A 24,645-nucleotide genomic window follows, 5' to 3' on the forward strand; every position below is an offset into this window, starting at 1 on the left:
CTGGAAGCGGCGCAATCTGGTATTTTTGCCAGCTAAGATTTTCTGACTGTCATTTGATTTAACGCTTCCGCGTATGAAACGGCTTTTGTTGCTGCTGGCCCTAGCAGTAGTGGTAATTGGAGGGTATCTGTATTACCGGGAGGTGACAACTGGACCAAAGTTTGCGCTGGGCCAGGCCGCTAAGGCCGTGCACGACCACGACGTGAGCAACTTTGAAAAGTACGTGGACGTGGAAAGCGTCACGGGTAGCCTAGTGGACCAGGTGGCCGACCAAAGCAAAGCTATGGGCCTGGTGGTGCCTGGCGGTGGACTGGTGACGCGCGGGCTGCTGGGTCTGGCCAAGCCGCAGTTGGCTAAAGCCGCCCGCAAGGAAGTGCAGCGGTTCGTGGAGACGGGCTCGTTGGAGGCCGCCGCAGCCAGCCAGCCGGAGCGTACCGTAAAGGTTTCGATGGCGGCACTGGCCAGCAAGGTTATCAGCCCGGAGAGCAGCTTCAAGGGCGTGAAGTACGTGAACGAACAGGGCGAGCAGGCCTTGGTGGGGCTGGAGTTTACGCAGCCCAAGTACGACACCACAATGGTGCTGGAAGTGAAGATGCGGGACCGGGGCGACTACTGGCAGGTAACGGAAATTACCAACCTTGGTCAGACGCTGGGCCACGTGGCACGACTGGAAAAGCAGCGCCGCTTGGGCGGCCGGAACTAACCGGCGGCTGGTAAAGCCCCTCAAAAAGAAACGCCCCGTTGCTATAGTAGCAACGGGGCGTTTCTTTTTGAGGGACTGGGCTCCTCAGTACATCAGGCTTTGCCGCGGCCGGAGAAAAGGAAGTAGATGATGATGCCGAAAGGCACGAAGCAGATCAGAATCCAGAGCAGCTTTTTGCCCAGGCTCCAGGGCTGGCGGAAAATATCCAAGATGCAGAGCAAGGCCAGCACGTAGTAGATGCCACCCCAGAGCGTGAGGCTACCACCGGCGGTGCGACGGCTGCAGCTGCTGAGCATAAAGGCAGAGAAGAAAGCTAGCAGCCCTGCTGATGGCTTAAGGGCAGAGGTTGAAGCAAGAAAGCGGTTCATGGTGGTGCTTGGTTTGGAGTAAGGAGAAGGATTTCGGGCTTCTCTTACGCCAAGTATCTGCCAATGGATATAGAAACGACCTCAACAGTCATAAAAACATCTGATTTACAGATATTTATCACTTATCTGACTCCAGAATATCAGGGCCGACTTAGGAATAGCTACCAGCGTGAAGAGGATGCCGTAGAGGGCGCCGTACAAGTGGGCGTCGTGGTTGACGTTGTCGCCCATGCGGCGGCCCTGGTAGTAGGAGTAGATGAGGTAGAGGATGCCGAAAATGAAGCTCGGAATATCGATGGGCAGGAACATGATGCGGATGCTGCCCAGGGGATTGAACAGGATGGCCGAAAACATGACCGAGGCCACCCCGCCCGAGGCGCCCAGGCTGCGGTAATCGTAGTCGGTGCGGTGCTTGAGGTAGGACGGAATATCGGAGACGATGATGCCGGTGAAGTACAGCAGCACGAACAGGCCCGCTCCCATCAGCTCACCGAAGTAGGCGCCGAAAATCATCTGCACCAGCTGGGAAAAGGAGTAGAAGGCAATCATGTTGAACAGCAGGTGGCCCACGTCGGCATGCAGGAAGCCGGAGCTGAGGAAGCGGTACCACTCGCCGCGCTTGCGCACGAGGTAGGGCGACATAATCCACCGGTCGTACAGCTCGGGGTGCGACCAGGCGTAGATGGAAATGATGCTGGTGAGGACGGCCAACAGAATGGACACGTCGAGGAAGTCGGGCATGAGCAGGTAGGGAGGAAAAAGGAAACGGAGGATTTAGCTTTCGCGCTCCATCAGCTGCAGGGCCAGGCCGCGGAGCAAGGCTTTGCGCTCGGCGGGTGCCTGCACGGCATCGAGGTGAGCCAGCGCATCCTGGAAGTAGTCGTTGATGAGAGCTTCGGTGCGGGGGCGAATGTCCAGGGCATCGTAAACGGCCGTAATGGCCTGCACCTTGGCCTCGGCGGTTTCGGATGAGTTCTGCCCCAGCCACTGGCGCAGCGTGGCTTCCTGGGCCTCGTTTGCGCGTTCCAGGGCGGTGAGGAGCAGGTAGGTCTTCTTGTCGCTCACAATGTCGCCGCCCACGCGCTTACCGAAGGTGGCCGCGTCGCCGTACACGTCGAGCAAATCGTCGCGCAGCTGGAAGGCCACGCCGATGGCCACGCCGAAGCGGCGCAGGTGGTCGGCATCCTCCGGGGTAGCGCCGCCGAGGCGGGCACCCAGCTCCAGGGCGAAGCCGAGCAGCACGGCGGTTTTCAGCCGGATCATGTCGAGGTATTCGGGGATGCTGACCTGGGCGTGCGTCTCAAAGTTCATGTCGAGCTGCTGGCCTTCGCAGACCTCGGCGGCCGTCTGGCTGAAGCGCTGCAGGGCTTCGTGCAGCAAGGTGGGCTCGATGTCGAAGAGCAGCTCGTAGGCGCGCACCAGCATCACGTCGCCGGAGAGGATGGCCACGTTGGGGTTCCACTTCACGTGCACGGTGGGCTGGCCGCGGCGCAGCGGAGCCTGGTCCATGATGTCGTCGTGGAGCAGGGTGAAGTTGTGGAAGACTTCCACGGCGCAGGCCGGCTTCAGAGCCAGCTGCGGCCATTGGTCGGAGTAGAGGTAGGCCCCGAGCAAGGTGAGCAGGGGGCGAATGCGCTTGCCGCCCATGCTCATGCTGTAGCGGATGGGCTCGTACAGCTCAATGGGCTGTTCGCCGTATTGCAGGGCGGCGAGGGCGTCGGTAAGGGGAGTGAAGAAGCGGGAAAGGTCCACGGAATAAGGGCGGCAGATGATGCCCCGGCAAGGTACGGAGGGCACGCGGGTGTACGGGATTTTCGCCGCGGCGGCGCGGGTCAGCGGCAGACAGGACTGCCGGGCCGCGCAGAAAAATATTGCATCCCGATCCAACCATTGCAGCGCCTGTTGGCTCCCTGGGGCACTACGCTCCGGCCACCCGTGCCGGGCAGCCTTATTCCACCGCCATTCCCCATGCGCCTCCGCTCCCTTGCCCCGCTCTGCCTGCTGGCCACCGCCCTCGTCGCCAGCAGCTGCGACGAAGCCTGCGACACCGACAACCTCCCCCAGTATCCTCTGCCCGATGCGGTCCGGGGCTGGGCCGATCCGTTTGCGCCCGGCACCGAGTGGCGCTTCCGCAACGCCGCCGGCCGCGTGCGCACGTACCGCGTCGACAAGCGCGACGTGGGCATGGTAGGCCACAACTCCAAAAGCTCACTCTGCCCGGCCTACTACCGTGAAGCCGCCGACGTGCGGATCAGCCGGGCCGACTCGGCCGACCGTGCTTTCTACAGCTTTATCATGCAGGCGCCACTGGGCTCCTCCAACTACCTCGACGCTTCCATCGGCTGGGACGGGGGCTATTTCGCCCTGCCCCTGATTGAGGTGGAAACCGGCAACGCCACTCTGCCGACGCGCACCATCGGTGGGCGCACCTACCAGCAGGTACTGGAAGTGCAGGGCCCGGCGCCCACCAACCCGGCCGTGCAGCCCCGCAAGCCGGTGCGCATCTTCCTCACCAAGGCCGACGGCATTATCCGATTTGAGGAGTACAACGGCTCCGTCTGGGAACGGCAATAATTCACCTCAACTCCCCGGCCAAACGGCCCCGCTGGCAGGACCGGCGGGGCCGTTGTCGTACGGCGAAGCTGAAGGGTTTTGAGCCGGAACACACGGGTCGGTAGAATCACCAGCGGCTAACACCGAAACGGCCCCGCCGGCGCAGTGCCGGCGGGGCCGTTTCGGTGTTAGCCGTGGAAGCGGCTGCGGCCTTTCTTGCCGCCTCCGCCCTTGCCCGCTTTGGGCGGACGGTTGCGGGCGGGGTTGTCACCCTCGCGGCCACCGCCGCTCCGGCCCCGGCCACCGCTGCCCCTCTCGTCGCGGGCGGCGTAGCCGTCTGACTTCGAGCGGCCGGCGCGGCGCTGGTTGGTGCCGGTCGTGGCCGTTACTAGGTCCAGGTCGATGGTGCGGTCGAGCAGATTGGCGGCTTTGATGATGACCTGCACGTTGTCGCCAAACTTGATGATGCGGCCGGTGCGCTGGCCCACCATGCGCATGCGCTCCTTATCGTACTCGAAGTAGTCCTCGTCGATGTCGGAGAGGCGAACCATGCCTTCGCTCTTGGTCTCGCCCATCTCCACGTACATGCCGCGCTCGTTGAAGCCCGATACCACGCCGGTAAACTGCTCGCCCACGTGCTCGGCCATGAACTCGACCTGCTTGTACTTGATGCTGGCGCGCTCGGCCTGGGCCGCCCGCTTCTCACGCTCCGAGGAGTGCTTGCAGTCGGCCTCCAGCTCCACCGCGTCGGCGCTCTTGGCCCCGTGCAGGTAGTCCTCCAGCAGGCGGTGAGCCATCATGTCGGGGTAGCGACGGATGGGCGAAGTGAAGTGCGAGTAGTGGTCGAAGGCCAGGCCGAAGTGGCCCAGCGGCTCGGTGGTGTAGATGGCCTTGGACATGGCCCGCACCGCCAGCGCCTGAATCACCGACTGCTCGGGCTTGCCCTCCACGTCGGCGGTCAGCTTGTTGAGCTGCTTGCTCACGTCCTTGCCGCCTTCGCCAAACTGCAGCGAGTGGCCGAACTGCCGGGCAAACTGCGCGAAGTTTTCGAGGCGGTCGGGGTCGGGCGCGTCGTGGGTGCGGTACACCATCGTCAGGCGCGGCTTGCGCGGCTTGAGGCGGAACACGAACTCGGCCACCTTGCGGTTGGCCAGCAGCATGAACTCCTCGATAAGCTTGTGCGCGTCCTTGCGCTCCTTGATGAACACCCCGATGGGCTTGCCGTCGGCGTCGAGCTTGAACTTCACCTCCGGCGCCTCGAAGCTGATGGCGCCTTTGCGGAACCGCTCGGCCTGCAGCTTCTTGGCAATCGAGTTGAGCAGGTTGATTTCCGAGGCATAGTCGCCCTCACCGGACTCGATGCGCTCCTGGGCCTCCTCGTAGGTGAAGCGGCGGTCGGAGTGGATGACGGTGCGGCCGTACCACGAGTCGTAGAGCTTGCCTTTTTCGTCGAGCTCGAACACGGCCGAGAAGGTCAGCTTGTCTTCGTTGGGCCGTAGCGAGCAAAGCCCGTTCGACAGCCGCTCGGGCAGCATCGGAATGGTGCGGTCCACGAGGTACACCGAGGTGGCGCGGTGCTTGGCTTCCTTTTCCAGGCGGGTGCCGGGCTGCACGTAGTGCGTCACGTCGGCGATGTGCACGCCGATTTCCCAGTGGCCGTTTTCCAGCTGCCGGATCGAGAGGGCATCGTCAAAGTCCTTCGCATCGACGGGGTCGATGGTGAAGGTGGTGACGGGGCGGAAGTCGCGGCGCTTGCTGATTTCGGCCTGGCTGATGCTGGCCGGAATGACGTTGGCTTCGGCTTCCACTTCCTCCGGGAATTCGAAGGGCAGGCCGTACTCGGCCATGATGGCGTTAATCTCGGCCTCGTGCCCACCGGCCGGGCCGAAGCTACGCACCACTTCGCCCACCGGCTGGCGGCCGGGGTCGGTGGGCCACTCGGTGACTTTGACCACCACCTTGTCGCCGTTCTCGGCGCCATTGAGGGCGTGACCCGGCACGAACACGTCGAAGTAGAGCTTCTTGTAGTCGGGGTGCACGAAGCCGAAGCCGCCCTGCACCTGCAGCCGGCCCACGACTTCCTCTTTTACCCGCTCCACTATTTCGACCACGTCGCCGGTGGGCTTCCCGTCGCGGTTCTGGCCGAGGCGCACGCGCACCGTGTCGCCGTCCATGGCGAAGGCCAGGCGGTCGGTGTAGATGCGCAGATCCTCGGGCAGCTCCTCGCTCACGATGAAGGCAAACTTGGGCGTGGCCAGGTCCACGGTGCCGGTGATGGTCGGCCCGGCCTGGTAGCCCGACTCGCGCCGCTCGCGGTAGGAGCCGGGGCGGTGGCTGCGGTCGTGGGTGCCGGGCATGTCGAAGCCGGCGGAGCGGCGGCGGTGCACAATGGGCCCGCCGGTTTCCAGCTCCTCGCCGGGCGTTTCCATCGGGCGCTGCCGGCGGGGCTGGTAGCCGCCGTCGGGCGTGGCGGCCGGCGCAGCGGCGGGCTTGCCACGGCGCGGGGCGCGCTCAGTAGCGGGCTGAGGCTGCTCGGCGTACTGGTCGTGGTCGGGGCGCTGTTCGGCGGAGCTACGGCCGGGAATTTCCACGAGGCGGTAGTCGTCGTTCTGAAGCAGGGCAATGTGGCCGCTTTTCCGGAGCGCCTTGAGCACGTCGAACAGGTCGTCGCGCTGCTGCTTATCGACCACGCCGAGGCGGCGCGAGAGTTGGCGGTAGTTGAACACCTTGCCAGGGTTGTCGGCGAAGATGCGGAAGACCTGGGTCTTGTTGATGACGGCCGGCTGAGCGGCTTGGTCGCGGCGGCGGGCCGGGTCGCGCTGAGGGCGCGGGGCGTCCGAGTCGTTGTTTCTCTTCATGGTTGAAAAGGGTCGCCGCCGGGCTGCTGTTGGGTATCTCTGACGGGCGGCGAGTTAGCGGAAAAAAGGCAGGCCAATCGGCGCACCACGGTGGGCGGGCCTGCGGGATGAATATGCGCGTCGGGCGGATTTTGTTGCGTCCGGCGCGGGGCGGTCGGCCTAGTGTTCGAGGCCTGACCAGGTTAAGTTGTGCGAAAGAAAAGAACTTCTGAATATATCAGCAGTCAGTAGGGCGCTGCGAAGGATGATACGCGTAGGGCAGCGAGGATTGTATTAGGGGTTTTCAGGCGCTATACGCTGCGCTTGGGTTATTTGGCGCGGCGGAATGAGGGCAAAGGAATCGGAGGGCTTAAACGGGCTGTAATGATGTAGCACGAAACTCTGCTTCGCGTATCGCTGAACGACAATCGTTGAAACGGTCGTCAAGCAAACGTCAGCAACGAAACGCGAAGCAGAGCTTCGCGCTACTGCCGCCGCGCCACGGCCGCCCGGATATCCTCGGGCGTATCCTTGGGAATGGCCGCCAGCAGGCGCTGGGTGTATTCGTGCCGGGGGTTGGCGTAGATATCGGCGGCGGGGCCCTGCTCCACGATTTGCCCGGCACTCATCACCAGCAGGCGGTCCGACATGTAGCGGGCTACCGACAGGTCGTGGGTGATGAAGAGGTAGGTGATGCCGAAGTCGCGCTTGAGGTCGTTGAGCAGGTTGAGCACCTGGGCCTGCACCGATACATCCAGCGCCGAGACGGATTCGTCGCAGATGATGCACTTCGGCTGCAAAGCCAGCGCCCGGGCAATGCAGATGCGTTGGCGCTGCCCGCCGCTGAACTCGTGCGGATAACGCAGGTAGTGCTCCTCCTTCAGCCCCACGGTGCGCAGCAGCTCCAGCACCCGCGCCTTTTGCTGCGCCCGGCTGCCGCCGACGTTGTGCACGCGCATGGGCTCCAAAATAGCCTCGCCCACGGTGAGCATCGGATTGAGCGCCGCGTAGGGGTCCTGGAAGACCATCTGAAAGTCGCGACGCCGCCGGCGCAGCTCCCCGGTTGAGAGCTTGGCCCAGTCGTCGCCTTCGAACAGAATCTGGCCCGCCGTTGGTTCCACCAGGCGCAAGAGCGTCCGGCCCAGCGTGGTCTTGCCGCAGCCCGACTCCCCTACCAGCCCCACCGTTTCGCCCCGGCGGATATCGAAGCTCACCCCGTCGACGGCCCGCACGTATTCCTTTTGGCGGCTGAGGAAGCCCTTGCGCACCGGGTAGTACACGCGCAGATCCTGCACGCGCAGCAGCACGTCATCGGCCGATGACGTGGCCGGCGCAGCTGAAATGGCAGCCGGGCTCGAAGCCTTACCACCGCCGGCGGAGAACGAGGGGGCCGATGAATCAACCGGAACCGGCGCTGCTACGGGCACAGCCGCGGCTGGTGGCACCTGCCCGGTTTCCAGCAGCGGCGCGGTTTCGAAGCCGGAGAGGGAACTGTCGGGCCGTGGAACGGCAGAATGTTCCACGGGGAACATTTTGTCAATGTCAGTGCCGTTCTGAGGAGACTCAACGGTTTGCGCAGCTAGTTCGTTTGCAGGGCTTTGCAGCGCGGCACCTGCAGTAACGGAGAAGGCGCCGGTGGCGTCTTCCTGCATGAAATCGGCCACCGTCGGAAGTTTTTTTCGGCCGATTGAAAGTTTTGGGCGGCAGGCCAGCAGGCCTTTGGTGTAGGGGTGTTGCGGGTTGGTAAAGATGTCGAGCACCCGACCCTGCTCCACCACTTTGCCGCGATACATCACCAGGATGCGGTCGGCAATTTCGGCCACCACGCCCAGGTCGTGGGTGATGAAGAGGACGGCGGTGTTGCGCTGCCGGCGCAAATCGTCGATGAGCTGCAGGATGCGGGCCTGCACCGTCACGTCGAGGGCGGTGGTGGGCTCGTCGGCAATGAGCACGGCGGGCTGGCAGGCCATGGCCATGGCAATCATCACACGCTGCTTCTGCCCGCCGCTGATTTCGTGGGGGTAGCTCTTGAAGATTTCCGTCGGCCGCGGCAGCTGGGCTTCGGTAAACAGCTCGATGGTGCGGGCCTCCGCCTCGGCTTTGCTCAGCGGGGTGTGCAGCCGCAGGGCCTCCACCACTTGCGCCCCGCAGGTGTGCACGGGGTTGAGCGAAGTCATCGGCTCCTGGAAAATCATCGAAATTTCGTTGCCGCGCACCTTTTGCAGCTCGGCTTCGCTGAGGCGCAGCAAATCCACCTCGCCGCCCAGGGCCTCCGACTGAAACCGCGCCTCTCCCCCACTCAGCCGGCCCGGCGGCATAGCAATCAGTCCCAGCATGGCCAGTGAGGTCACCGACTTGCCCGAGCCCGACTCGCCCACAATGGCCACCGTCTCGCCGGCGCGCAGCTGAAACGACACGCCTTCCACCGCCCGCGTCAGGCCGTACTGCGAGGCGAATTCGATGGTCAGGTCGCGGACGTCGAGAATCACGGATTCAGCGGATTTGACGGATTGCACGGATTTCGTGGACGATTGTGGGGTGAGGCGCGGGCCGTGTGCTTTGCTGCGCTTAGAAGGGCTAAAAAGCGCTTAAACGAAGGCTTCGAGCTGCTGCAACTGCTCCTGCAGATACGCAAAGGTACGCGGGGCGCGGGTAGGCAGCTCGGCTAGGCCGGTGCCCAGGCCGTCTTCGGGCAGCACGACGGGCCCGCCGGCGCGCAGGTGGGCGAAAACCGGCGCCAAGTCCTCGTCGATAAAGCGGCAGTTCTGCTCGTAGGTGGCGTCGGTCCAGAAGTCGTCGGGAGCGGTACGGGCGGGCTTGCGCTTGGTCCTCACTCCTACCGCGTTGGGCTCGCCGCGCATGGCCTTGGCCTGCCCGCCGTAGCCGCGGCGCCGCTCGTTGTCGCCGAAGACGTAGAGCGTGTCTGGGTTGGCCTGCAGGTCTTCGCGAGTGATGAATTTCTGTTTGCGGAGCATCAAGGATAAATCAAGTTGCTAAACGGTCTTTTTGCTCTGCTTCTTCCAGTAGTGGCGAATTTTACGCTCTATTTCAGAACGTTTGGCTGTAATTCGGATGACGCCGAATTGTGCCTGCTGACCATAAAGCACTAAGGCTTCTGCTGGTTTTACGAAGTCTACTTTCCGCACTTTTTCGAGAGGCAGTTCCGCAATCAGGTCTTCTGCCGTTATGATTCGAGTACCGAACGTGAATATATCCTCATCTGGAACCAACAGGCCATTTAAAAAAATGAACGGCTTGATCGAATACCAATGGTTTTGATTTCCGCTGATTTTACGATGACTACTCAATTCTTCACCGCTTGGCGTAATGAGAACCGGAATTTCATAGAGTAGTCGTTCGACTTGGGCACTTTGAGCCGATATTGAAGTTGAAATCAGATATAGTGTAATGCCACAAAAAAGGGTTATATAGTTTTTCATACGACTGGCTATCAAGTGATATACAAGAACAGTAACTCTCCCCACAAAAATAGAACAGCCCGCGCCATTTGGCGCGGGCTGTTGAAAATCAGCGTCTAACTAGCTTCTACACCACCTCCGCCGCTTCAGCGTCCGGCCGGTGCTCGTTCGGCTGGGCTTTCTGCTCCTCGTGGTGCTGGAAAAACCGCGTCTGGTTCAGCAGGATGAAGACTACGCCCAGGAAAATGGCCGAGTCGGCGATGTTGAAGATGGGCCAGAGCGAGAGGTGCATGTTACCCACCAGCGGCCAGGAAGCGGGTAAAAAGCCCTCGTAGAGGTCGAGGTAGAGCATGTCGATAACCTGCCCGTGCAGCCAGGGCGTGGGCGCGCCGAAGGGGGCGTTGTTGTAGACGATGCCGTAGAAAATCGAGTCGATCAGGTTGCCGATGGCCCCGCCCAGGATGGCGGCAATGCACCAGATCAGGCCCTTTGGGGCATGCGTTTTCCAGAGGCGGAATATATAGTAGCCGATGCCCGTCACGGCTAGCAGGCGGAACAGCGTGAGGATGATTTTGCCGTAGGGCGGCGGCAGTTCCACGCCGAAAGCCATGCCCGGATTCAGGGTGTAATGGAGCTTGGCCCAGTCGCCAATCAGCTTGATTTCGCCCGGCATGCCCGGCTGCATGTAGGTGTGCACGGCCCACTTCGAGAGTTGGTCGATGGCAATTACGAGCAGGGCAAACAGGTAGTACTTCCAGTATTTCATGAATTCGCTGATTTGGCGACCGGGGCGGAATTGCACAGTGCAAAGCACAACGCTCACCCCAATCTTATGCTGCCCCGGCACAAAACTCGACGGGGATTTATGCTGATGGATGCGGCCTGGGCGGGCCGGAAACGGGGATTTTGGACTGTTTCAGACTATTTGGCCGGCGTTTTGTGCGCCGGTGTGCCGGGCGGCGAATTTAACGGGAGTTGTCCGTTTGAAATTCAGCTCGCCCCGCAGAACGTCATGTCGAGCGAAGTCGAGACATCTCGCGTGCTGATGGCAGGTAGTGAAATCCTTTTCAATAAGGGAGTTACTATCCAGCGAGATGTCTCGACTTCGCTCGACATGACGTTCTAATAGCCAGTTAGCCGTTCTTGACAACTTCCAGCTGCGCCGGCACCTTGTACTCGTCGAATTCGAGCACGGAATCGGCGCCGAAACCGCTTACCAGATCGAGCGACACGGCCTGCACTTCGGTGCGGATGTAGTCACCGAAGTTTTCCACAGCCTGCACCAGCTCGGGCTGGTCGGCGCCGAGGGTGACGCGGATTTTGTCCTGTACCTCCAGGCCCGAATCCTTGCGCAGGTTCTGCAGGCGGTTCACCAGCTCGCGGGCCACGCCTTCGTGGCGCAGCTCGTCGGTCAGGGTCACGTCGAGGGCCACGGTGAGCGGGCCGTCGGTGGCCACCAGCCAGCCGGGCAGGTCCTCGGTGCGGATTTCCACGTCCTCGGGCGTGAGCGTGACGGGCTGATCATCAACCTCTACCGCGAGCTGACCGGCTTTTTCGAGCTGGCTGATTTCCTCCGGCGTCATCTGCTGGATGCGGGCGGCCACGGCCTTGAGGCGCGGACCGAACTGCTGGCCCAGGCGCTTGAAGTTGGGCTTCACCGACTTCACCAGCACCCCGCTGGTATCGTCGAGGAACTCCACGTGCTTCACGTTCACCTCGGCGCAGATCAGGTCTTCCACCTTCCCTACCTGCCCGCGGGTCGTCTCCGTCAGCACCGGCACCAGGATGCGCTGCAGGGGCTGGCGTACCTTGATGGCCGACTTTTTCCGCAGCGAGTGCGTCAAGGACGACACACGCTGGGCCAGGTCCATGCGCTCCTCCAGGGCCTTGTCGATGAGGTTTTCCTCGGCCTGCACCAGCTCCGTCAGGTGGACTGATTCGTAGCGCAGGGGCGTGTTTTTCTCGGTGGCCTCGGCGCGCATGCCGTCGGTCATGTTCTTGTACAGCCACTCGCCGAAGAAGGGCGCGATGGGCGACATCAGCTGCGCCACCACCACCAGGCACTGCTGCAGCGTCTCGAAGGCGGCTTTCTTGTCGGCCGTCAGCTCGCCCTTGCGGAAACGGCCGCGCGAGAGACGCACGTACCAGTTGGAGAGCTGGTCGGTGACGAAATCCTGGATGGCGCGGGCGGCTTTCGTGGGGTCGTAGTTGTCGAAATGGCCGCGCACTTCGAGGATGAGCGACTGCAGCTTCGACAGGATCCAGCGGTCCAGCTCGGTCAGCTCGGCCACGGGCACGCGGTCGAATTCGCGGGCCTGGAACTCGTCGAGGTTGGCGTAGAGGGCGTAGAACGAGTAGGTGTTGAACAGCGTGCCGAAGAAGCGGCGCTGCACCTCCGTGATGCCCGCGAGGTCGAACTTGAGGTTGTCCCAGGGCTGGGCGTTGGCAATCATGTACCAGCGCGTGGCGTCGGGGCCGTACTGGTCGATGGTCTTGAACGGGTCGATGGCGTTGCCAAGGCGCTTCGACATCTTGTTGCCGTTCTTGTCGAGCACCAGGCCGTTGGCAATGACGTTTTTAAACGCCACCGAGTCCTCCAGCATCACGCCCAGCGCGTGCAGGGTGAAGAACCAGCCGCGCGTCTGGTCGACGCCCTCTGCAATGAAATCCGCCGGGAAATTGCGCTGGAATTTCTCGTGGTTTTCGAAGGGGAAGTGCCACTGCGCGTAGGGCATGGCGCCGCTGTCGAACCACACGTCGATGAGGTCCGTTTCGCGGTACATGGGCTGGCCGCTGGGCGAGACGAGGAAAATATCGTCCACGTAGGGCCGGTGCAAATCGGTCATTTCCCCGGTTTTGATGGGGTTATGCGTCATCACCTCGGCGGCCACGGCCTTGTCGATTTCGGAGCTCAGCTCGGCGATGGAGCCGATGCACAGCTCTTCCGAGCCGTCCTGGGTGCGCCAGATGGGCAGCGGCGTACCCCAGTAGCGCGAGCGGCTCAGGTTCCAGTCGACCAGGTTTTCCAGCCAGTTGCCGAAGCGGCCGGTGCCGGTGCTTTCGGGCTTCCAGTTGATGGTTTTGTTGAGCTCGATGAGGCGGTCCTTCACGGCCGTGGTCTTGATAAACCACGAGTCGAGCGGGTAGTAGAGCACGGGCTTGTCGGTGCGCCAGCAGTGCGGGTAGGTGTGCTCGTACTTCTCCACCTTGAAGGCCCGGCCGCGCTCCTTGAGGCGCACGCTGATGTCCACGTCGAGGGTGCGGTAGTCGGCGGCCGATTCGTCGTGGCCGTCGTAGTTTTTCACCCAGCGGCCGCCGAATTCGCCCATCTGCGCCACGTAGCGCCCGGTGCGGTCCACGATGGGGCCGAGCTTGCCCTGGTCGTCGGCGACCAGCAGGGCCGGAATGTCGTTCTGCTGGGCCACGCGGAAGTCGTCCGCGCCGAAGGTCGGCGAGATGTGCACAATGCCGGTACCATCCTCGGTGGTCACAAAGTCGCCGACGATGACGCGGAAGGCCCGCTCCTCCCCTTCAAAGGACGGGAAACCAGCCTGCTGGTTGAACAGACGCTCGTACTTGATGCCGGCCAGCTCGGCGCCGCTGAACTCGCCCAGCTGCTGCCAGGCCAGGACTTTGTCGCCGGCTTTGTAGTCTTCGAAGGCCACTTGCGCGCCCTTCTCGGTGAAGTAGCGGCCGACCAAATCTTTGGCCAGCACCACCACCTGGGGCTCGTAGGTGTAGGGGTTGAAGGTGCGCATCACGGCGTAGCGGATGTTCTTGCCCACGGCCAGCGCGGTGTTGGCCGGCAGGGTCCAGGGCGTGGTCGTCCAGGCCATGATGAACACGGGCAGGCCGTCGGCCAGGGCAAACAGCTTTTCCGACTGCTCATCCCGCTTCACTTCGAACTCGGCCACGATGGTCGTGTCCTTCACGTCCTTGTAGGTGCCGGGCTGGTTCAGCTCGTGCGAGCTGAGGCCGGTGCCAGCGGCCGGGGAATACGGCTGGATGGTGTAGCCCTTGTAGAGCAGGCCCTTGTCGTAGAGCTTCTTGAGCAGGGCCCAGCAGCTTTCGATGTATTCCGGCTCGAAGGTGATGTACGGGTCGTTCAGGTCGACCCAGTAGCCCATCTTCTCGGTCAGCTCGTCCCACTGGTGCTTGAAGCGCATCACCGTTTCGCGGCAGCGCTGGTTGTACTCCTCGACGCTGATTTTCTTGCCGATGTCCTCCTTGGTGATGCCCAGCTCCTTTTCCACCTGCAGCTCGATGGGCAAGCCGTGGGTGTCCCAGCCGCCTTTGCGGTGGACCTGCTTGCCGTTGAGCGTCTGGTAGCGGCAGAAGATGTCCTTCACCGTCCGGGCCATCACGTGGTGGATGCCGGGGGCACCGTTGGCCGAGGGCGGGCCTTCGTAGAACACGAAGGTGTCGCGGCCCTCGCGGGTCGACACGCTCTGCTCGAAGATGTGGTTCTGCTGCCACCAGCTCAGGATGTCGGAGCCGACTTTGGCGTAGTCGAAGGGCTGTTTGTATTCGGGGTATTTCATCGGATTTATCGTCGGACCCCACCCCCTAGCCCCCTCCCCTCCGGGAGAGGGGGAACTAGCTTCATAGCTTTAGTTCAGGCTAGGTAGGTTGGTTATCGGGTGTCAACAAAGTTGTGGGCAAAAAGGCTCAGATACAGCAAGCAACGACCAGAAGCTACACTGACTCCCCTTCTGCCTGAGGGGAAGGGGTCGGGGGATGGGGTCCGCCACGCTTCACCTTGATGCGGTTCAGGTTCAGCTCCAGGTCGTCGTCTTCTTCGTGGTACTGGTCGTCGTAGTGCTTGATCATGGCCTGGTCGATGGTTTCGTCCTTGCCGTGCTCGAAGGTTACCAGCAGCGTGGGCAGCAAGATCAGGTTCGAGAAGTTGGTAATCAGCAAGCTGGCCGACATGAGCAAACCCAGGGCCTTGGTGCCGCCGAATTCGGAGAAAGCGAAGATGCTGAAGCCCACGAAGAGCACGATGCTGGTGTAAATCATGCTGGTGCCGGCCTCGCTCAGCGTGGTGCTGATGGCGGCCCGCACGCGCCGGCCGTTGGCGGCCATTTCTTGCCGGAACTTGGCCAGCAGGTGAATGGAATTGTCCCCGTCGATGCCCAGGGCAATGCAGAAAATCAGGGCGGTGGCGGGCTTCAAGGCAATGCCGAAGAAGCCCATGATGCCGGCCGTGAGCAGCAGCGTCACGAAGTTCGGCAGCAGGGTGAAGAACACCGAGCGGATGGACCGGAACAGGATGAGCACAATCAGGCCCACCAGCCCGAAGGCGTGAATCAGGCTGTTGCGCAGGGTGCCGATAACGTACTCGTTGCCCTTGGTGAAGAGGATGGTGGTGCCGGTCATCTTCACTTCCATGCCCGTGCCCTTGAAGATTTCGTTGATCTGGGGCTGAATCTTGGTCAGCAGCAGGGTATCGAGGTTGCGGGAGCCGATATCGGCAATTTTGAGGCTGATACGGGCTTTCTGGCCGAGCGAATCGGTGAAGGAGCGCAGCAGCTTGTCGTTCATGCTGGCGGCGGCTTTGGGGGCCGGGGCGGGGGCCGTCCGGGTGCTGTCGGCGCCGGCGGCGGTGCTATCCGAGGCGGCCGGGGCGGCGCTGCGCGAGCGGGCCAGGTAGCTCAGGATGAAGTTGCGCTCGGAGTTGTCGGGCAGGCGGTAGTAGCTCGGGTCGCCGTTGTAGAAGGTCTGGGTAGCGGCCTTCAGGAAAGTGACGATGCTGATGGGCGAGGTCAGTTCGGGCTGGGTGCGCAGGTAGTTTTCCAGCCGGTCGATACGCTCCAGGTTGCTCAGCTTCAGGATGCCGCGCTTCTTGCCCGTATCCACCACGATTTCCAGCGGCATCACCCCGTTGAAGTGCTCCTCGAAGAACTTCAAATCGGAGTTGACCGAGGAGTTCTTGGGCAGATCATCCACCATGTACGACACGGCCTGCAGGCGCGAAGCCCCCAGCGCCCCCAGCGCGCAGAGCACCAGCGCAATGCCGTACACCGTGCCGCGGCGCTCCAGCACCAGGTAGTCGAAGAACTCCAGCAGCTTGGTCAGCGGCTTGGCGTCGAGGTGCTCCAGCTGCTTGGGCGTGGGCGGCGGCAGGTAAGTAAAGACTATCGGAATGAGGATAATCGAGATGAAAAAGGCCGCGAAAATGCTCAGCGTGGCCACCCAGCCGAACTGGTACAGGATGGCAATGTTGGTGAAGCAGAACACGAAAAAGCCGGTAGCCGTGGCCGTGTTGTTCATCAAGGTCACCAGCCCGATTTTGCGCACCACCCGCACCATGGCCAGCACCTGGTTGCCCGAAATCCGGTAGTCGTAGTGGTAGCGGGAGAGCAGGTAGGTGCAGTTCGGAATGCCGATTACAATCAGAATGCTCGGAATCAGGCCCGTGAGTAGGGTGATTTTGTAGCCCAGCAGCACGATGGTGCCCACGCACCAGATAACGGCCACGCCCACGATGAGCAGCGGAAACACCACCGCCGACCACGTGCGGAAAAACACCAGCAGCGTGGCGCTGGTGACCAGGGCGGCCAGCATCAGGAAAAACCTCATTTCGCCCGCCACCTTGGTGGTCATGGTGGAGCGCACGTAGGGCAGGCCGGCGTAGTGCAGCTTGATGCCCGTTTTCTTCGTGAACCGCTCGGCGTGGCCCAGGATGTTTTTCATCACCGCCTGCCGCTTCGAGGAGTTCAGGTACTTCGGGTCCATCGTCAGGGCCAGCAGGGTGGCTCCGGTGGTAGGACTGATGAGCTGCCCCTTGTAAAATTCCTGCCGGTTCACGATGCGCATCAACGAGTCCAGCTCCCGCTGCGTCTGCGGGAAGGTGCGGAAGATGGGCGCCGTGGCAAAGCGCTGGTTGGCGGTATCCTTGGTGAGCTGGATGAGCTTGGTCACCGACAGCACCCCGCTCACGCCCTCCACCTTGCTCAGGGTATCGGTGAGCAGGCGCAGCTCGTTGAAGTTGCCGAGCCGGTACACCGAGCTGTCCTGCAGCCCCAGCACCAGCACGTTGCCGTCTTCCCCGAAGGTCTTTTTGAACTGCTGGAAGTACACCATGTCCGGGTCGTCGGGCGAGACGACCTGGGCAAAGTCGTAGGTCATTTCCACGTCCTTGGCCTTCCAGGCCATGAAAGCGGTGATGATGGCCAGCAGCCCAACGAGCAGGCGGCGGTTCTTGATAATCAGCAGGGCGAGCTTACTCCACATCGGCTACAGCAGGAAAATTGGGGCAAAGGTACGCATTGACATTTGGGGGAATTTTCCGGGGAAATAGCACCCGGAACAGAAAATCAATTATTTATACAAGCATCTGTAACTCACTATGTTAAAATCCGCGTATATGGTCGTACATTTTGCCGCCGCCATTCCCGCTCCTGCCTGCCCTACCGTTCACCGTTTCCGGCGGCCTCCAGCCTTCGATGACCCTTTTTTACTCGCCCGCGGCCTCGTTGACTTACAACGCAGCCGACGAAATCCTGCATCTGAGCTTCAGCGCTACTCACCTCGACCTCTCCTTCGGGCAGGCCTACCAGTGCGCCCTGCAGGAAATGCTCAACCAGAACGTGGGCAAGCTGCTGCTCGATCTGAAGCGCAACGCCCCCTCCACCGACGACCACGAGCAGTGGATTGTGGAGCCCCTGCAGCTGCATCTGCCCACCCGCGTGCCGCGGCCCGTCTTTATTGCCGCCGTGCTCAGCGAGGGGCAGTACCAATACCAAATCAATAACTGCCCGGTGAGCGGCACCACGCTCATTCCCGAGCAGGTAGAGTTCAACTACTTTACCTCCCGCCGCGAAGCCACGGCCTGGCTCAACGGCCGCTAACTACAGTTTCGTTTGAAAGCAACAAGGCCCCGGGTGACGTCACCCGGGGCCTTGTTGCGTCTGGCGGCGGCGCTTAGCGCACTACTTCCACCCAGCCCTTCCAGGTTTCCCCCGATTGGGCCTTGAGCTGGTAGTAGTACACCCCGGCGGGCACGTTGTCGGTGCCCCAGGCGCCGGTGTAGTTCGGCTGCGTGAAGACCTTCTTGCCCCAGCGGTTGAATACCTCGATGCTCACCGACTCGAAGCTCACGAACGGCCGGAACGAGTCGTTCTGCCCGTCGCCGTTCGGGGTAATGACGTTGGGCAAATCAAAGCGCCGTACCTCGATTTCAAACACCTGCTCCACCGTGCAGCCCGTGCCGTAGGTGGCCCGCAGCCGGATCTGGTAGCGGCCAGGGGCGGTGTAGGTGTGCGTGGGGGAGGCTTCGGCCGCGGTCTGCCCGTCGCCGAAATTCCAGGCGTAGGTGGTAGCGCCCGGCGTGACGGTGGTGTTGGTAAAGGTCACCGGCCGGTTAGTGAATACCTGCCGCTGGTAGCTTACCTGCAGCTGCGGGGTAGTAGCCACGCGCACCTGCACCGTGTCGCGGCGCGAGCAGCCACCCGGCGCCCCCACTACCAGGAAGTAGTTGGTCGTGACGGTGGGGCTGACGGTAACCGACTGCCCGGTGCCGATAGAGGTGCCGGCGGCCGTAGTCCAGGTATACGTCGAGCCCGCAATGCCGCCCACCGCGGCCGACAGCTGGGCCGAGCCGCCCGGACAGATGGCCTGGTCGGGGCCGGCCGCGGCGGCGGGCACGCCGTACACCACCACCGTATCGGTGGCCGTTTTGCTTTGCAGGCAGGCCGTGGTATCCAGCACCGTCAGCGTGACGACGTAGCGGCCGGGGGCGTTGTAGGTGTGCGTCACCGTGCCCATCTGGGTCGACGTGGCCCCGTCGCCGAAGCTCCAGCGCAGGCTGTTGCCGACCTGCGTGCCGGGGCGGAAAAACACCTGGAAGGGCGCGCAGCCGTTCTGAATACGCGGCCCGGTGGGCGAGTTCGACTGCACAAAGTCGGCGCGCAGCTGCAGGATGTCCATCTTGAAGGCACCGTTGTTGAAGAAGCTGCGGTTGGAGTTCGAGAAGGCGTTAGGCGTAGTGGGCATGCCCCCGCTCACGCACATCGACTGGTAGATGATGCCCCGCTTATCGAAGCGCGAGGTGCCGCCGTCGACATGCGGGCTGCTGGTGCCGAAGAACGAGCCGTAGACCAGCCGGCCCGCGTTGCGCGAGAGCTGCATCAGGTAGAACGAGCCCCCGGTGGTGGTGCGCTGAATGGCGTCGGGCGTGGTGGGCGCGTTGGTTACCGAGCCCAGCGTGAACGAGCCGCCCCAGGCCGAGAGCAGCACCTGCCCGCAGTTGTCGATGAGGAAGGCCGTGGGCGACATATTCACCGTGCTGCCGCCCGAGGCGCCCAGCGTGGTGGAAAACAGGGTGGTCGTCAGCGCGTAGTTCAGCTTGTGCAGAAACAGGCGCGCCCCGCTGTTGCTGTACACGTTCGGCGTCACGGGGTATGCGCCCTCCGTCTGGCCCAGCACGTACACGTTGGCCGCCCTATCGAGCTGCACGAAGTAGGCCTGGTCGTAGCTGCTAGTGCCCAGGAAGGTGGCGCGCTGCAGGGTGCTGCCGTCGGCCGCAATGCGGGCCACGAAGCCGTCGGTGCCCCCGCGCGAGCTGCTGTACAGGGCGCCGGCGGTGCCCGGCAGGTTGGGGCTGCTGGTGCCCCCGCTCACGATGACGTTGCGCAGGCTGTCGACCTGCAGCGAGTAAGCCGCCTCTTCGCCCGTGCCGCCCAGGTAGGTCGACCACTCCAGGCCGCCCAGCGTGGGGGTGAACTTGGCCACTACTGCGTCGCTGGCGCCACTTAGGCTGCGCTGGAAGCCCAGGTTGGAGGGGAAGTTGGCGGAGCGCGTCACCGAGGCCAGGTAGATGTAGCCCAGCCGGTCCACAATCACGTCGCCGCGGTAATCGTCGCCATAGTTTTTGTCCAGCGCCCCGCTGATCTGCCCGTCGTTGCCGCTGCCGCCGATGTAGGTGGAGCCCAGCAGGGTGCTGCCCGTGGAGTTGAGCTTGCAGAGCACGATGTCGGCCGCGCCGCTGTTGTAGGTGTTATCGTAGGAGCTGCTCGTTACCGGGAAGCTCCCGCTCGACGAGCCCATCACAATCAGGTTGTTCTGGTGGTCGACGACCATGCTGTGCGGGTGGTCGGCCCCGCTGCCGCCGATGTAGGTGGCGTAGAGCAGCGAAGCCGGCCCGGTGGCCGCCGCCGGGTTGAACTTCAGAATGCCCATGTCGGTGCCGGTGGTGAAGCTCACGTCGTAGGCGCCCGGCGTCACGGGGAAGCCGGGGTTGAACACCACCCCGCCGGCGTACAGGTTGCCCACCGAGTCGTAGGTGGCCGTGTAGCCGTAGTTGTTGCCCGTGGAGCCGGAGTAGGAAGAATACACCAGCACCGGGTCGATAACCAGCGGCAGGCGGCGGTTGTAGCCCTTGGGCAGGCGGAAGCTCACCGTCTGCTTGTCCACCTGAAACTCGCAGGGCACCGGCTGGCGCTGCCCGTCGACCAGCTGGTAGGCCACTGGGCGCTTTTCGCGCACCTCGCCCACCGACGTGGCAATGCGCAGGGTGCCATCGGGGCCCACGCGCAGACTTTCTACCCCGTCGTAGCGCAGCCGGATGCGGCCCGGGTCGGCGCCGGCAGCCAGCTCGAAGTCGTACTCCAGCTCGTCGGCGCGGCTGTACAGGCGCAAATCGGTGCCGGGGTAGAGCTTCTGGTAGCGCACTTCGGCGAAGGCCGGCACCTTGGTGGCCCACTTCTGCGGGTCGTCGCCCAGGAAGTAGTTGCGCTGGGTCACGGCCTTGCCGCTGGCCAGCAGCTCGGCCTGCTCACTGGCCCCTTCGAAGCTCACCGCGTACGAGTGGGCCTTCACCCGCCCGGTAGCGGCTTTGCCCGGGTGATGCTGCAGCTCGTCGGCCGTGGCCACGTCGTAGAGGGAGTGGGTCAGGCGGCCCTTTTCCAGGTAGAGCTTGCCCATGGGCAAATCCACCGCGTAGCGCACCCGCCCAGGCCACTGGTTGCGGTTTTCGACGAACTGCCAGTGCGGCTCCGAGGGGGACGCGACGGCGCCGGCGCGGGCGGCCAGCGGCGGTTCCCCCGCGCCGGCCTGGGCATTGTGGAAGGGCAGGCAGGCCAGCAACCCGGCCATGCAGCCCCCGGCTACCGCACTCAGCGTGCGGCGCAACTGCGTAATTGTGTGCATAAGCTAAACAGTATGAGAAGAGAAATTCAGCGGCCGAAGCAGGATAGATTCGTCTTGCGGAAACAAAACAAACCGTCGGGGCCGGCCAGCAAAAAGCTTGCCCACCCCGACGGTTCGCACGGAACGCCCGGAATCTTAATTGTTTTTTAACCCTAGCCCTACAGTTGCTCGAAGATGCGCGAGAGGCTCACCGCCTCGCCGATGTAGCCGCGCAGTTCGCTGATGGGCATGCGCGTCTGCTCCCGCGAGTCGCGGTGGCGCACCGTCACGGTGTCGTCCTCCAGCGTCTGGTGGTCGACGGCAATGCAGAAGGGCGTGCCGATGAGGTCCTGGCGGGTGTAGCGCGTGCCGATGCTGTCCTTCTCCTCCACCACCAGGCGGAAGTCGTGGCGCAGCGAGTTGTAGATTTCGTTGGCCTTTTCGGGCAGCCCGTCCTTTTTCACCAGCGGGAAGATGGCGGCCTTCACCGGGGCCACGGCCGGGTGCAGGCGCAGCAGCTTGCGGGTCTTGGTTTTCTGCTCCTCGCCCTCACCCTCCACGATGGTTTCTTCCTGGAACGCCTGGCAGAGCGTAGCCAGGAACAGGCGGTCGGCGCCCACCGACGTTTCCACCACGAAGGGCACGTAGTTGCCGTAGGGCTTGCCGGTTTCGGGGTTCACGTCGTTGTCAAAATACTGCTGCTTTTTGCGGCTGTACTGCTGGTGCTGCGTGAGGTCGAAGTCGGAGCGGGAGTGGATACCCTCGATTTCCTTGAAGCCGAAGGGGAATTCGTACTCAATGTCGACGGCAGCCTTGGCGTAGTGGGCCAGCTTTTCGTGGTCGTGGAAGCGCAGCTTGTCGGCGGGCAGGCCCAGCACCTCGTGCCAGCGGCGGCGGGCGGCTTTCCAGTGCTGGTACCACTCGTTTTCGGTGCCAGGGCGCACGAAGAACTGCATTTCCATTTGCTCGAACTCCCGCATGCGGAAGATGAACTGCCGGGCCACGATTTCGTTGCGGAAGGCCTTGCCGATCTGGGCAATACCGAAAGGCACCTTCTGGCGGGCCGACTTCTGCACGTTCAGGAAGTTGACGAAGATGCCCTGGGCCGTTTCGGGGCGCAGGTAAATTTCGCTGGCGCCCTCGGCCACCGCGCCCATCTGCGTCGAGAACATCAGGTTGAACTGGCGCACGTCGGTCCAGTTGCCGGTTTTGCTGATCGGGCAGAGAATCTGTTCATCGATGATGAGCTGCTTGACGCCGGCCAGGTCGTTGTCGGTGAGCAGGCGGCCCATTTCGGCCAGCAGGGTTTCGGCCCGGGCCAGCTCCCCGTTCTTCTCGTACTCGGCGGCTTTTTCCTCCAGCAGCACGTCGGCGCGGTAGCGCTTTTTGCTGTCGAGGTTGTCAATCATCGGGTCGGAGAAGCCGTCGACGTGGCCGGAGGCCTTCCAGGTGGTCGGGTGCATGAAGATGGCCGCGTCGATGCCCACCACGTTCTGGTTGAGTTGGGTCATGGCCTTCCACCAGAGCAGTTTCAGGTTGTTTTTCAGCTCCACGCCGTTGGGGCCGTAGTCGTACACGGCGGCCAGGCCGTCGTAGATTTCGGAGGAGGGAAATACGAAGCCGTATTCCTTGGCGTGCGACACGATGTCGGCCAGGGTGCCTTCGGTGGTATTGGCGGCGGATTGCGCGGGCTTGCTCATTGGATAAGGAGAAAGAGGAGAGCTTGAAGCTCGGAGCGTACGACGCAGCCGCGGCCGGCTGGGAGGCTGGCCGCTCGGTTTTCAGCTCTAAGCTCTGGTTCAGGGGCAAAAGTAGGACGAAGTAGCCAAGCATAGCGCCTCCGGGCGGCGAGTTTACGCGGGCGGGGGCTGGGCGTTCTGGCGGGTGCGTAAGCTACTATTGTTAAACTTTTTGCAGAACCTTTGGTACAAGGCCTGACGCTCGGGCCCGGGTGCCGCCCTGGCCGGTAACAATTTCATAATCTTGCGCCCCTTCTGGCCGACTGTACTTTTGGCGGCAATTTTCCCTTCGCTCACCAACTCTCTCCCATATGCTTGGCTTAGAGCCTCAAGTGCTCCTGCTGCTGCTGGTGTGTCTGGTGGCCGCTTGCGCGTTTGAATTCGTCAACGGCTTTCACGACACGGCCAACGCCGTAGCAACCGTCATTTACACCAATACGCTGCGGCCCTGGGTGGCAGTTATCTGGTCGGCCTTCTGGAACTTCATCGGCGTGTTCGGCGGCGGTATCGGGGTAGCCATGGGCATCGTGTACCTCTTGCCCGTCGAAAGTTTGGTCGATCAGAACATCTACCACGGCATTGCCATGGTGGGCTCCCTGATTCTGGCGGCCATTATCTGGAACGTGGGCACCTGGTACTACGGCATCCCGGCTTCCTCCTCGCACGCGCTCATCGGCTCCATTCTGGGCGTGGGCATTGCCTTCTCCCTGCTGCCCGACTCCTCCGGCGCGGCCGTGAACTGGAGCAAGGCCACCGAAACCGGCATTGCCCTGCTCGTCGGCCCGCTGTTCGGCTTCACGCTCACCATCATCCTGATGTTCGTGCTGAAGCGCTTCGTCAAGTCCAAGGCCATCTTCAAGGAGCCGCACAAGCGCAAGCCGCCACCCCTCTGGATTCGACTTATCCTGATTGCGACCTGCACGCTGGTGAGCTACTTCCACGGCTCCAACGACGGGCAGAAGGGCGTGGGCCTGATCATGCTCATCCTCATCGGCATCCTGCCCTTCAAGTTTGCGCTGGACGCGGGCAAGAATCCGCTGGATATGCGCAACTCCCTCACGCAGGTGGAGCAGGTGATGAGCCGCATCAACGTGGCTGAGCTGGCTCCCGACGAGAAAACGGCCCTCACCGAAATCAACCAGCAGACCGCCACGCTGGACCGCATCTTCGCCGGCAAAACCGACGTGAAGCAGCTGCCCGAGTCGGACCGCTTCCAGATTCGCCGCGCCATCCTGCTGACCTACAACCGCGCCAAGAAGCTCATGGGCAGCGAGCGGGTGAGCCTGAGCCCGCAGGACCGCAAAACCTACGAGACGTCCATCGACAACATGCGCGAGTTTACCGACTACGCCCCCAAGTGGGTGGTGCTCATCGTGTCCCTGTCGCTGGGCATTGGCACCATGGTAGGCTGGAAGCGCATCGTCGTCACCATCGGGGAGCGGATCGGCAAGGAGCACCTGACCTACGCCCAGGGCGCCTCCTCCGAGCTGGTAGCCGCCGCCATGATTGGCATGAGCACGCAGTTTCACCTGCCCGCCTCCACCACGCACGTGCTGTCGTCGGCCATTGCCGGCTCCATGGTGGCCAACCGCGGCATCAAGAACCTGAACCCCTCCATGGTGCGCAACATCGCCCTGGCCTGGGTGCTCACCCTGCCCGTGACCATGGTGCTGTCGGGCGTACTGTTCCTCTTCTTCCGCGCCGTGCTGTAAGCGTAGCACGTCATCCTGAGCGCAGCAAAGCGTAGCGAAGGACCTTCCTCGCACCCTGCACTAACTGAATAGCGCCGCCACCAACGCCCTGATGTTGGTGGCGGCGCTTGTTTTTACCGTTGCCGAAAGAGCGTTGCCCCGTTGGCCTTAGCTACGGTGCCGGGCAGGCGGAAGCTACGTCGAC

General features: G+C 62.7%; 17 protein-coding genes. 5 read left to right on the forward strand and 12 right to left on the reverse strand.

The window, feature by feature from the left end:
- Nucleotides 1-73 precede the first annotated feature (73 nt).
- Complete coding sequence (locus tag EJV47_RS15640; protein WP_126694109.1) at nt 74-703, forward strand: DUF2939 domain-containing protein; 630 nt, start codon at nt 74-76, stop codon at nt 701-703.
- A 92-nt stretch (nt 704-795) separates the two neighbouring features.
- On the opposite strand, the gene EJV47_RS15645 is transcribed toward EJV47_RS15640, so the two are convergent.
- From EJV47_RS15645 to EJV47_RS15655, 3 genes are all read right to left on the reverse strand, one after another.
- Nucleotides 796-999, reverse strand: a complete 204-nt coding sequence (locus tag EJV47_RS15645) for a PLDc N-terminal domain-containing protein (protein WP_165903783.1) — start codon at nt 997-999, stop codon at nt 796-798.
- Nucleotides 1,000-1,176: 177 nt separating this feature from the next.
- Nucleotides 1,177-1,812, reverse strand: coding sequence for a rhomboid family intramembrane serine protease (locus EJV47_RS15650; RefSeq protein WP_126694111.1), 636 nt, complete (start codon nt 1,810-1,812; stop codon nt 1,177-1,179).
- A gap of 33 nt (nt 1,813-1,845) precedes the next feature.
- Nucleotides 1,846-2,823, reverse strand: a complete 978-nt coding sequence (locus EJV47_RS15655; RefSeq protein ID WP_126694112.1) for a polyprenyl synthetase family protein — start codon at nt 2,821-2,823, stop codon at nt 1,846-1,848.
- Between the two features lie 216 nt (nt 2,824-3,039).
- Between EJV47_RS15655 and EJV47_RS15660 the strand changes: the two genes are divergently transcribed.
- Entirely contained in the window at nt 3,040-3,645 is a 606-nt protein-coding gene (locus EJV47_RS15660; protein WP_126694113.1) for a hypothetical protein, read from the forward strand.
- Between the two features lie 167 nt (nt 3,646-3,812).
- Here the strand turns inward: EJV47_RS15660 and rnr are convergent, their stop codons facing one another.
- From rnr to EJV47_RS15685, 5 genes are all read right to left on the reverse strand, one after another.
- Nucleotides 3,813-6,482 carry a ribonuclease R gene (gene rnr / locus EJV47_RS15665; RefSeq protein ID WP_126694114.1) on the reverse strand — a complete coding sequence of 890 codons (2,670 nt, stop codon included), beginning with the start codon at nt 6,480-6,482 and terminating at the stop codon, nt 3,813-3,815.
- A 464-nt stretch (nt 6,483-6,946) separates the two neighbouring features.
- Nucleotides 6,947-8,950 carry an ABC transporter ATP-binding protein gene (locus tag EJV47_RS15670; RefSeq protein ID WP_243651182.1) on the reverse strand — a complete coding sequence of 668 codons (2,004 nt, stop codon included), beginning with the start codon at nt 8,948-8,950 and terminating at the stop codon, nt 6,947-6,949.
- A gap of 99 nt (nt 8,951-9,049) precedes the next feature.
- Nucleotides 9,050-9,436, reverse strand: a complete 387-nt coding sequence (locus EJV47_RS15675) for a DUF7831 domain-containing protein (protein WP_243651184.1) — start codon at nt 9,434-9,436, stop codon at nt 9,050-9,052.
- Between the two features lie 18 nt (nt 9,437-9,454).
- Entirely contained in the window at nt 9,455-9,901 is a 447-nt protein-coding gene (locus EJV47_RS15680; protein WP_126694117.1) for a hypothetical protein, read from the reverse strand.
- Nucleotides 9,902-10,007: 106 nt separating this feature from the next.
- Nucleotides 10,008-10,646 carry a lipoprotein signal peptidase gene (locus EJV47_RS15685; protein ID WP_126694118.1) on the reverse strand — a complete coding sequence of 213 codons (639 nt, stop codon included), beginning with the start codon at nt 10,644-10,646 and terminating at the stop codon, nt 10,008-10,010.
- A gap of 66 nt (nt 10,647-10,712) precedes the next feature.
- Between EJV47_RS15685 and EJV47_RS15690 the strand changes: the two genes are divergently transcribed.
- A complete protein-coding gene (locus tag EJV47_RS15690; RefSeq protein ID WP_126694119.1) occupies nt 10,713-11,006 on the forward strand; it encodes a hypothetical protein in 294 nt (97 codons plus the stop codon).
- Between the two features lie 7 nt (nt 11,007-11,013).
- Here the strand turns inward: EJV47_RS15690 and ileS are convergent, their stop codons facing one another.
- Both ileS and EJV47_RS15700 read right to left on the reverse strand, forming a co-directional pair.
- Nucleotides 11,014-14,421: an isoleucine--tRNA ligase gene (ileS, locus tag EJV47_RS15695; RefSeq protein WP_126694120.1), complete on the reverse strand. Its 3,408-nt coding sequence runs from the start codon at nt 14,419-14,421 to the stop codon at nt 11,014-11,016.
- 154 nt (nt 14,422-14,575) lie between these two features.
- Nucleotides 14,576-17,116: an efflux RND transporter permease subunit gene (locus tag EJV47_RS15700; RefSeq protein WP_126694121.1), complete on the reverse strand. Its 2,541-nt coding sequence runs from the start codon at nt 17,114-17,116 to the stop codon at nt 14,576-14,578.
- 212 nt (nt 17,117-17,328) lie between these two features.
- Between EJV47_RS15700 and EJV47_RS15705 the strand changes: the two genes are divergently transcribed.
- The gene (locus tag EJV47_RS15705; protein ID WP_126694122.1) at nt 17,329-17,733 is read left to right on the forward strand and encodes a hypothetical protein; all 405 of its coding nucleotides are present in this window, start codon (nt 17,329-17,331) and stop codon (nt 17,731-17,733) included.
- A gap of 73 nt (nt 17,734-17,806) precedes the next feature.
- Here EJV47_RS15705 and EJV47_RS15710 read toward each other — a convergent pair whose 3' ends face one another.
- Nucleotides 17,807-21,031, reverse strand: a complete 3,225-nt coding sequence (locus EJV47_RS15710; protein ID WP_126694123.1) for a DUF7948 domain-containing protein — start codon at nt 21,029-21,031, stop codon at nt 17,807-17,809.
- Between the two features lie 158 nt (nt 21,032-21,189).
- Nucleotides 21,190-22,710 (reverse strand): glycine--tRNA ligase, encoded by a 1,521-nt coding sequence (locus tag EJV47_RS15715; RefSeq protein WP_126694124.1) that lies wholly within the window; start codon nt 22,708-22,710, stop codon nt 21,190-21,192.
- 350 nt (nt 22,711-23,060) lie between these two features.
- Here EJV47_RS15715 and EJV47_RS15720 point away from each other — a divergent pair, with 350 nt between their 5' ends.
- Nucleotides 23,061-24,461: an inorganic phosphate transporter gene (locus tag EJV47_RS15720; RefSeq protein ID WP_126694125.1), complete on the forward strand. Its 1,401-nt coding sequence runs from the start codon at nt 23,061-23,063 to the stop codon at nt 24,459-24,461.
- Nucleotides 24,462-24,645 lie beyond the last annotated feature (184 nt).

The organism is Hymenobacter gummosus (assembly GCF_003970915.1).
GTDB lineage: Bacteria > Bacteroidota > Bacteroidia > Cytophagales > Hymenobacteraceae > Solirubrum > Solirubrum gummosum.

Bases quoted from the DNA above. Each gene is read 5' to 3' on its own strand.
- EJV47_RS15640 (WP_126694109.1), top strand. From the start codon at position 74: ATGAAACGGCTTTTGTTGCTGCTGGCCCTAGCAGTAGTGGTAATTGGA.
- EJV47_RS15645 (WP_165903783.1), bottom strand. From the start codon at position 999: ATGCTCAGCAGCTGCAGCCGTCGCACCGCCGGTGGTAGCCTCACGCTC.
- EJV47_RS15650 (WP_126694111.1), bottom strand. From the start codon at position 1,812: ATGCCCGACTTCCTCGACGTGTCCATTCTGTTGGCCGTCCTCACCAGC.
- EJV47_RS15660 (WP_126694113.1), top strand. From the start codon at position 3,040: ATGCGCCTCCGCTCCCTTGCCCCGCTCTGCCTGCTGGCCACCGCCCTC.
- rnr (WP_126694114.1), bottom strand. From the start codon at position 6,482: ATGAAGAGAAACAACGACTCGGACGCCCCGCGCCCTCAGCGCGACCCG.
- EJV47_RS15675 (WP_243651184.1), bottom strand. From the start codon at position 9,436: ATGCTCCGCAAACAGAAATTCATCACTCGCGAAGACCTGCAGGCCAAC.
- EJV47_RS15680 (WP_126694117.1), bottom strand. From the start codon at position 9,901: ATGAAAAACTATATAACCCTTTTTTGTGGCATTACACTATATCTGATT.
- EJV47_RS15685 (WP_126694118.1), bottom strand. From the start codon at position 10,646: ATGAAATACTGGAAGTACTACCTGTTTGCCCTGCTCGTAATTGCCATC.
- EJV47_RS15690 (WP_126694119.1), top strand. From the start codon at position 10,713: ATGCTGCCCCGGCACAAAACTCGACGGGGATTTATGCTGATGGATGCG.
- ileS (WP_126694120.1), bottom strand. From the start codon at position 14,421: ATGAAATACCCCGAATACAAACAGCCCTTCGACTACGCCAAAGTCGGC.
- EJV47_RS15700 (WP_126694121.1), bottom strand. From the start codon at position 17,116: ATGTGGAGTAAGCTCGCCCTGCTGATTATCAAGAACCGCCGCCTGCTC.
- EJV47_RS15705 (WP_126694122.1), top strand. From the start codon at position 17,329: ATGACCCTTTTTTACTCGCCCGCGGCCTCGTTGACTTACAACGCAGCC.
- EJV47_RS15710 (WP_126694123.1), bottom strand. From the start codon at position 21,031: ATGCACACAATTACGCAGTTGCGCCGCACGCTGAGTGCGGTAGCCGGG.
- EJV47_RS15715 (WP_126694124.1), bottom strand. From the start codon at position 22,710: ATGAGCAAGCCCGCGCAATCCGCCGCCAATACCACCGAAGGCACCCTG.
- EJV47_RS15720 (WP_126694125.1), top strand. From the start codon at position 23,061: ATGCTTGGCTTAGAGCCTCAAGTGCTCCTGCTGCTGCTGGTGTGTCTG.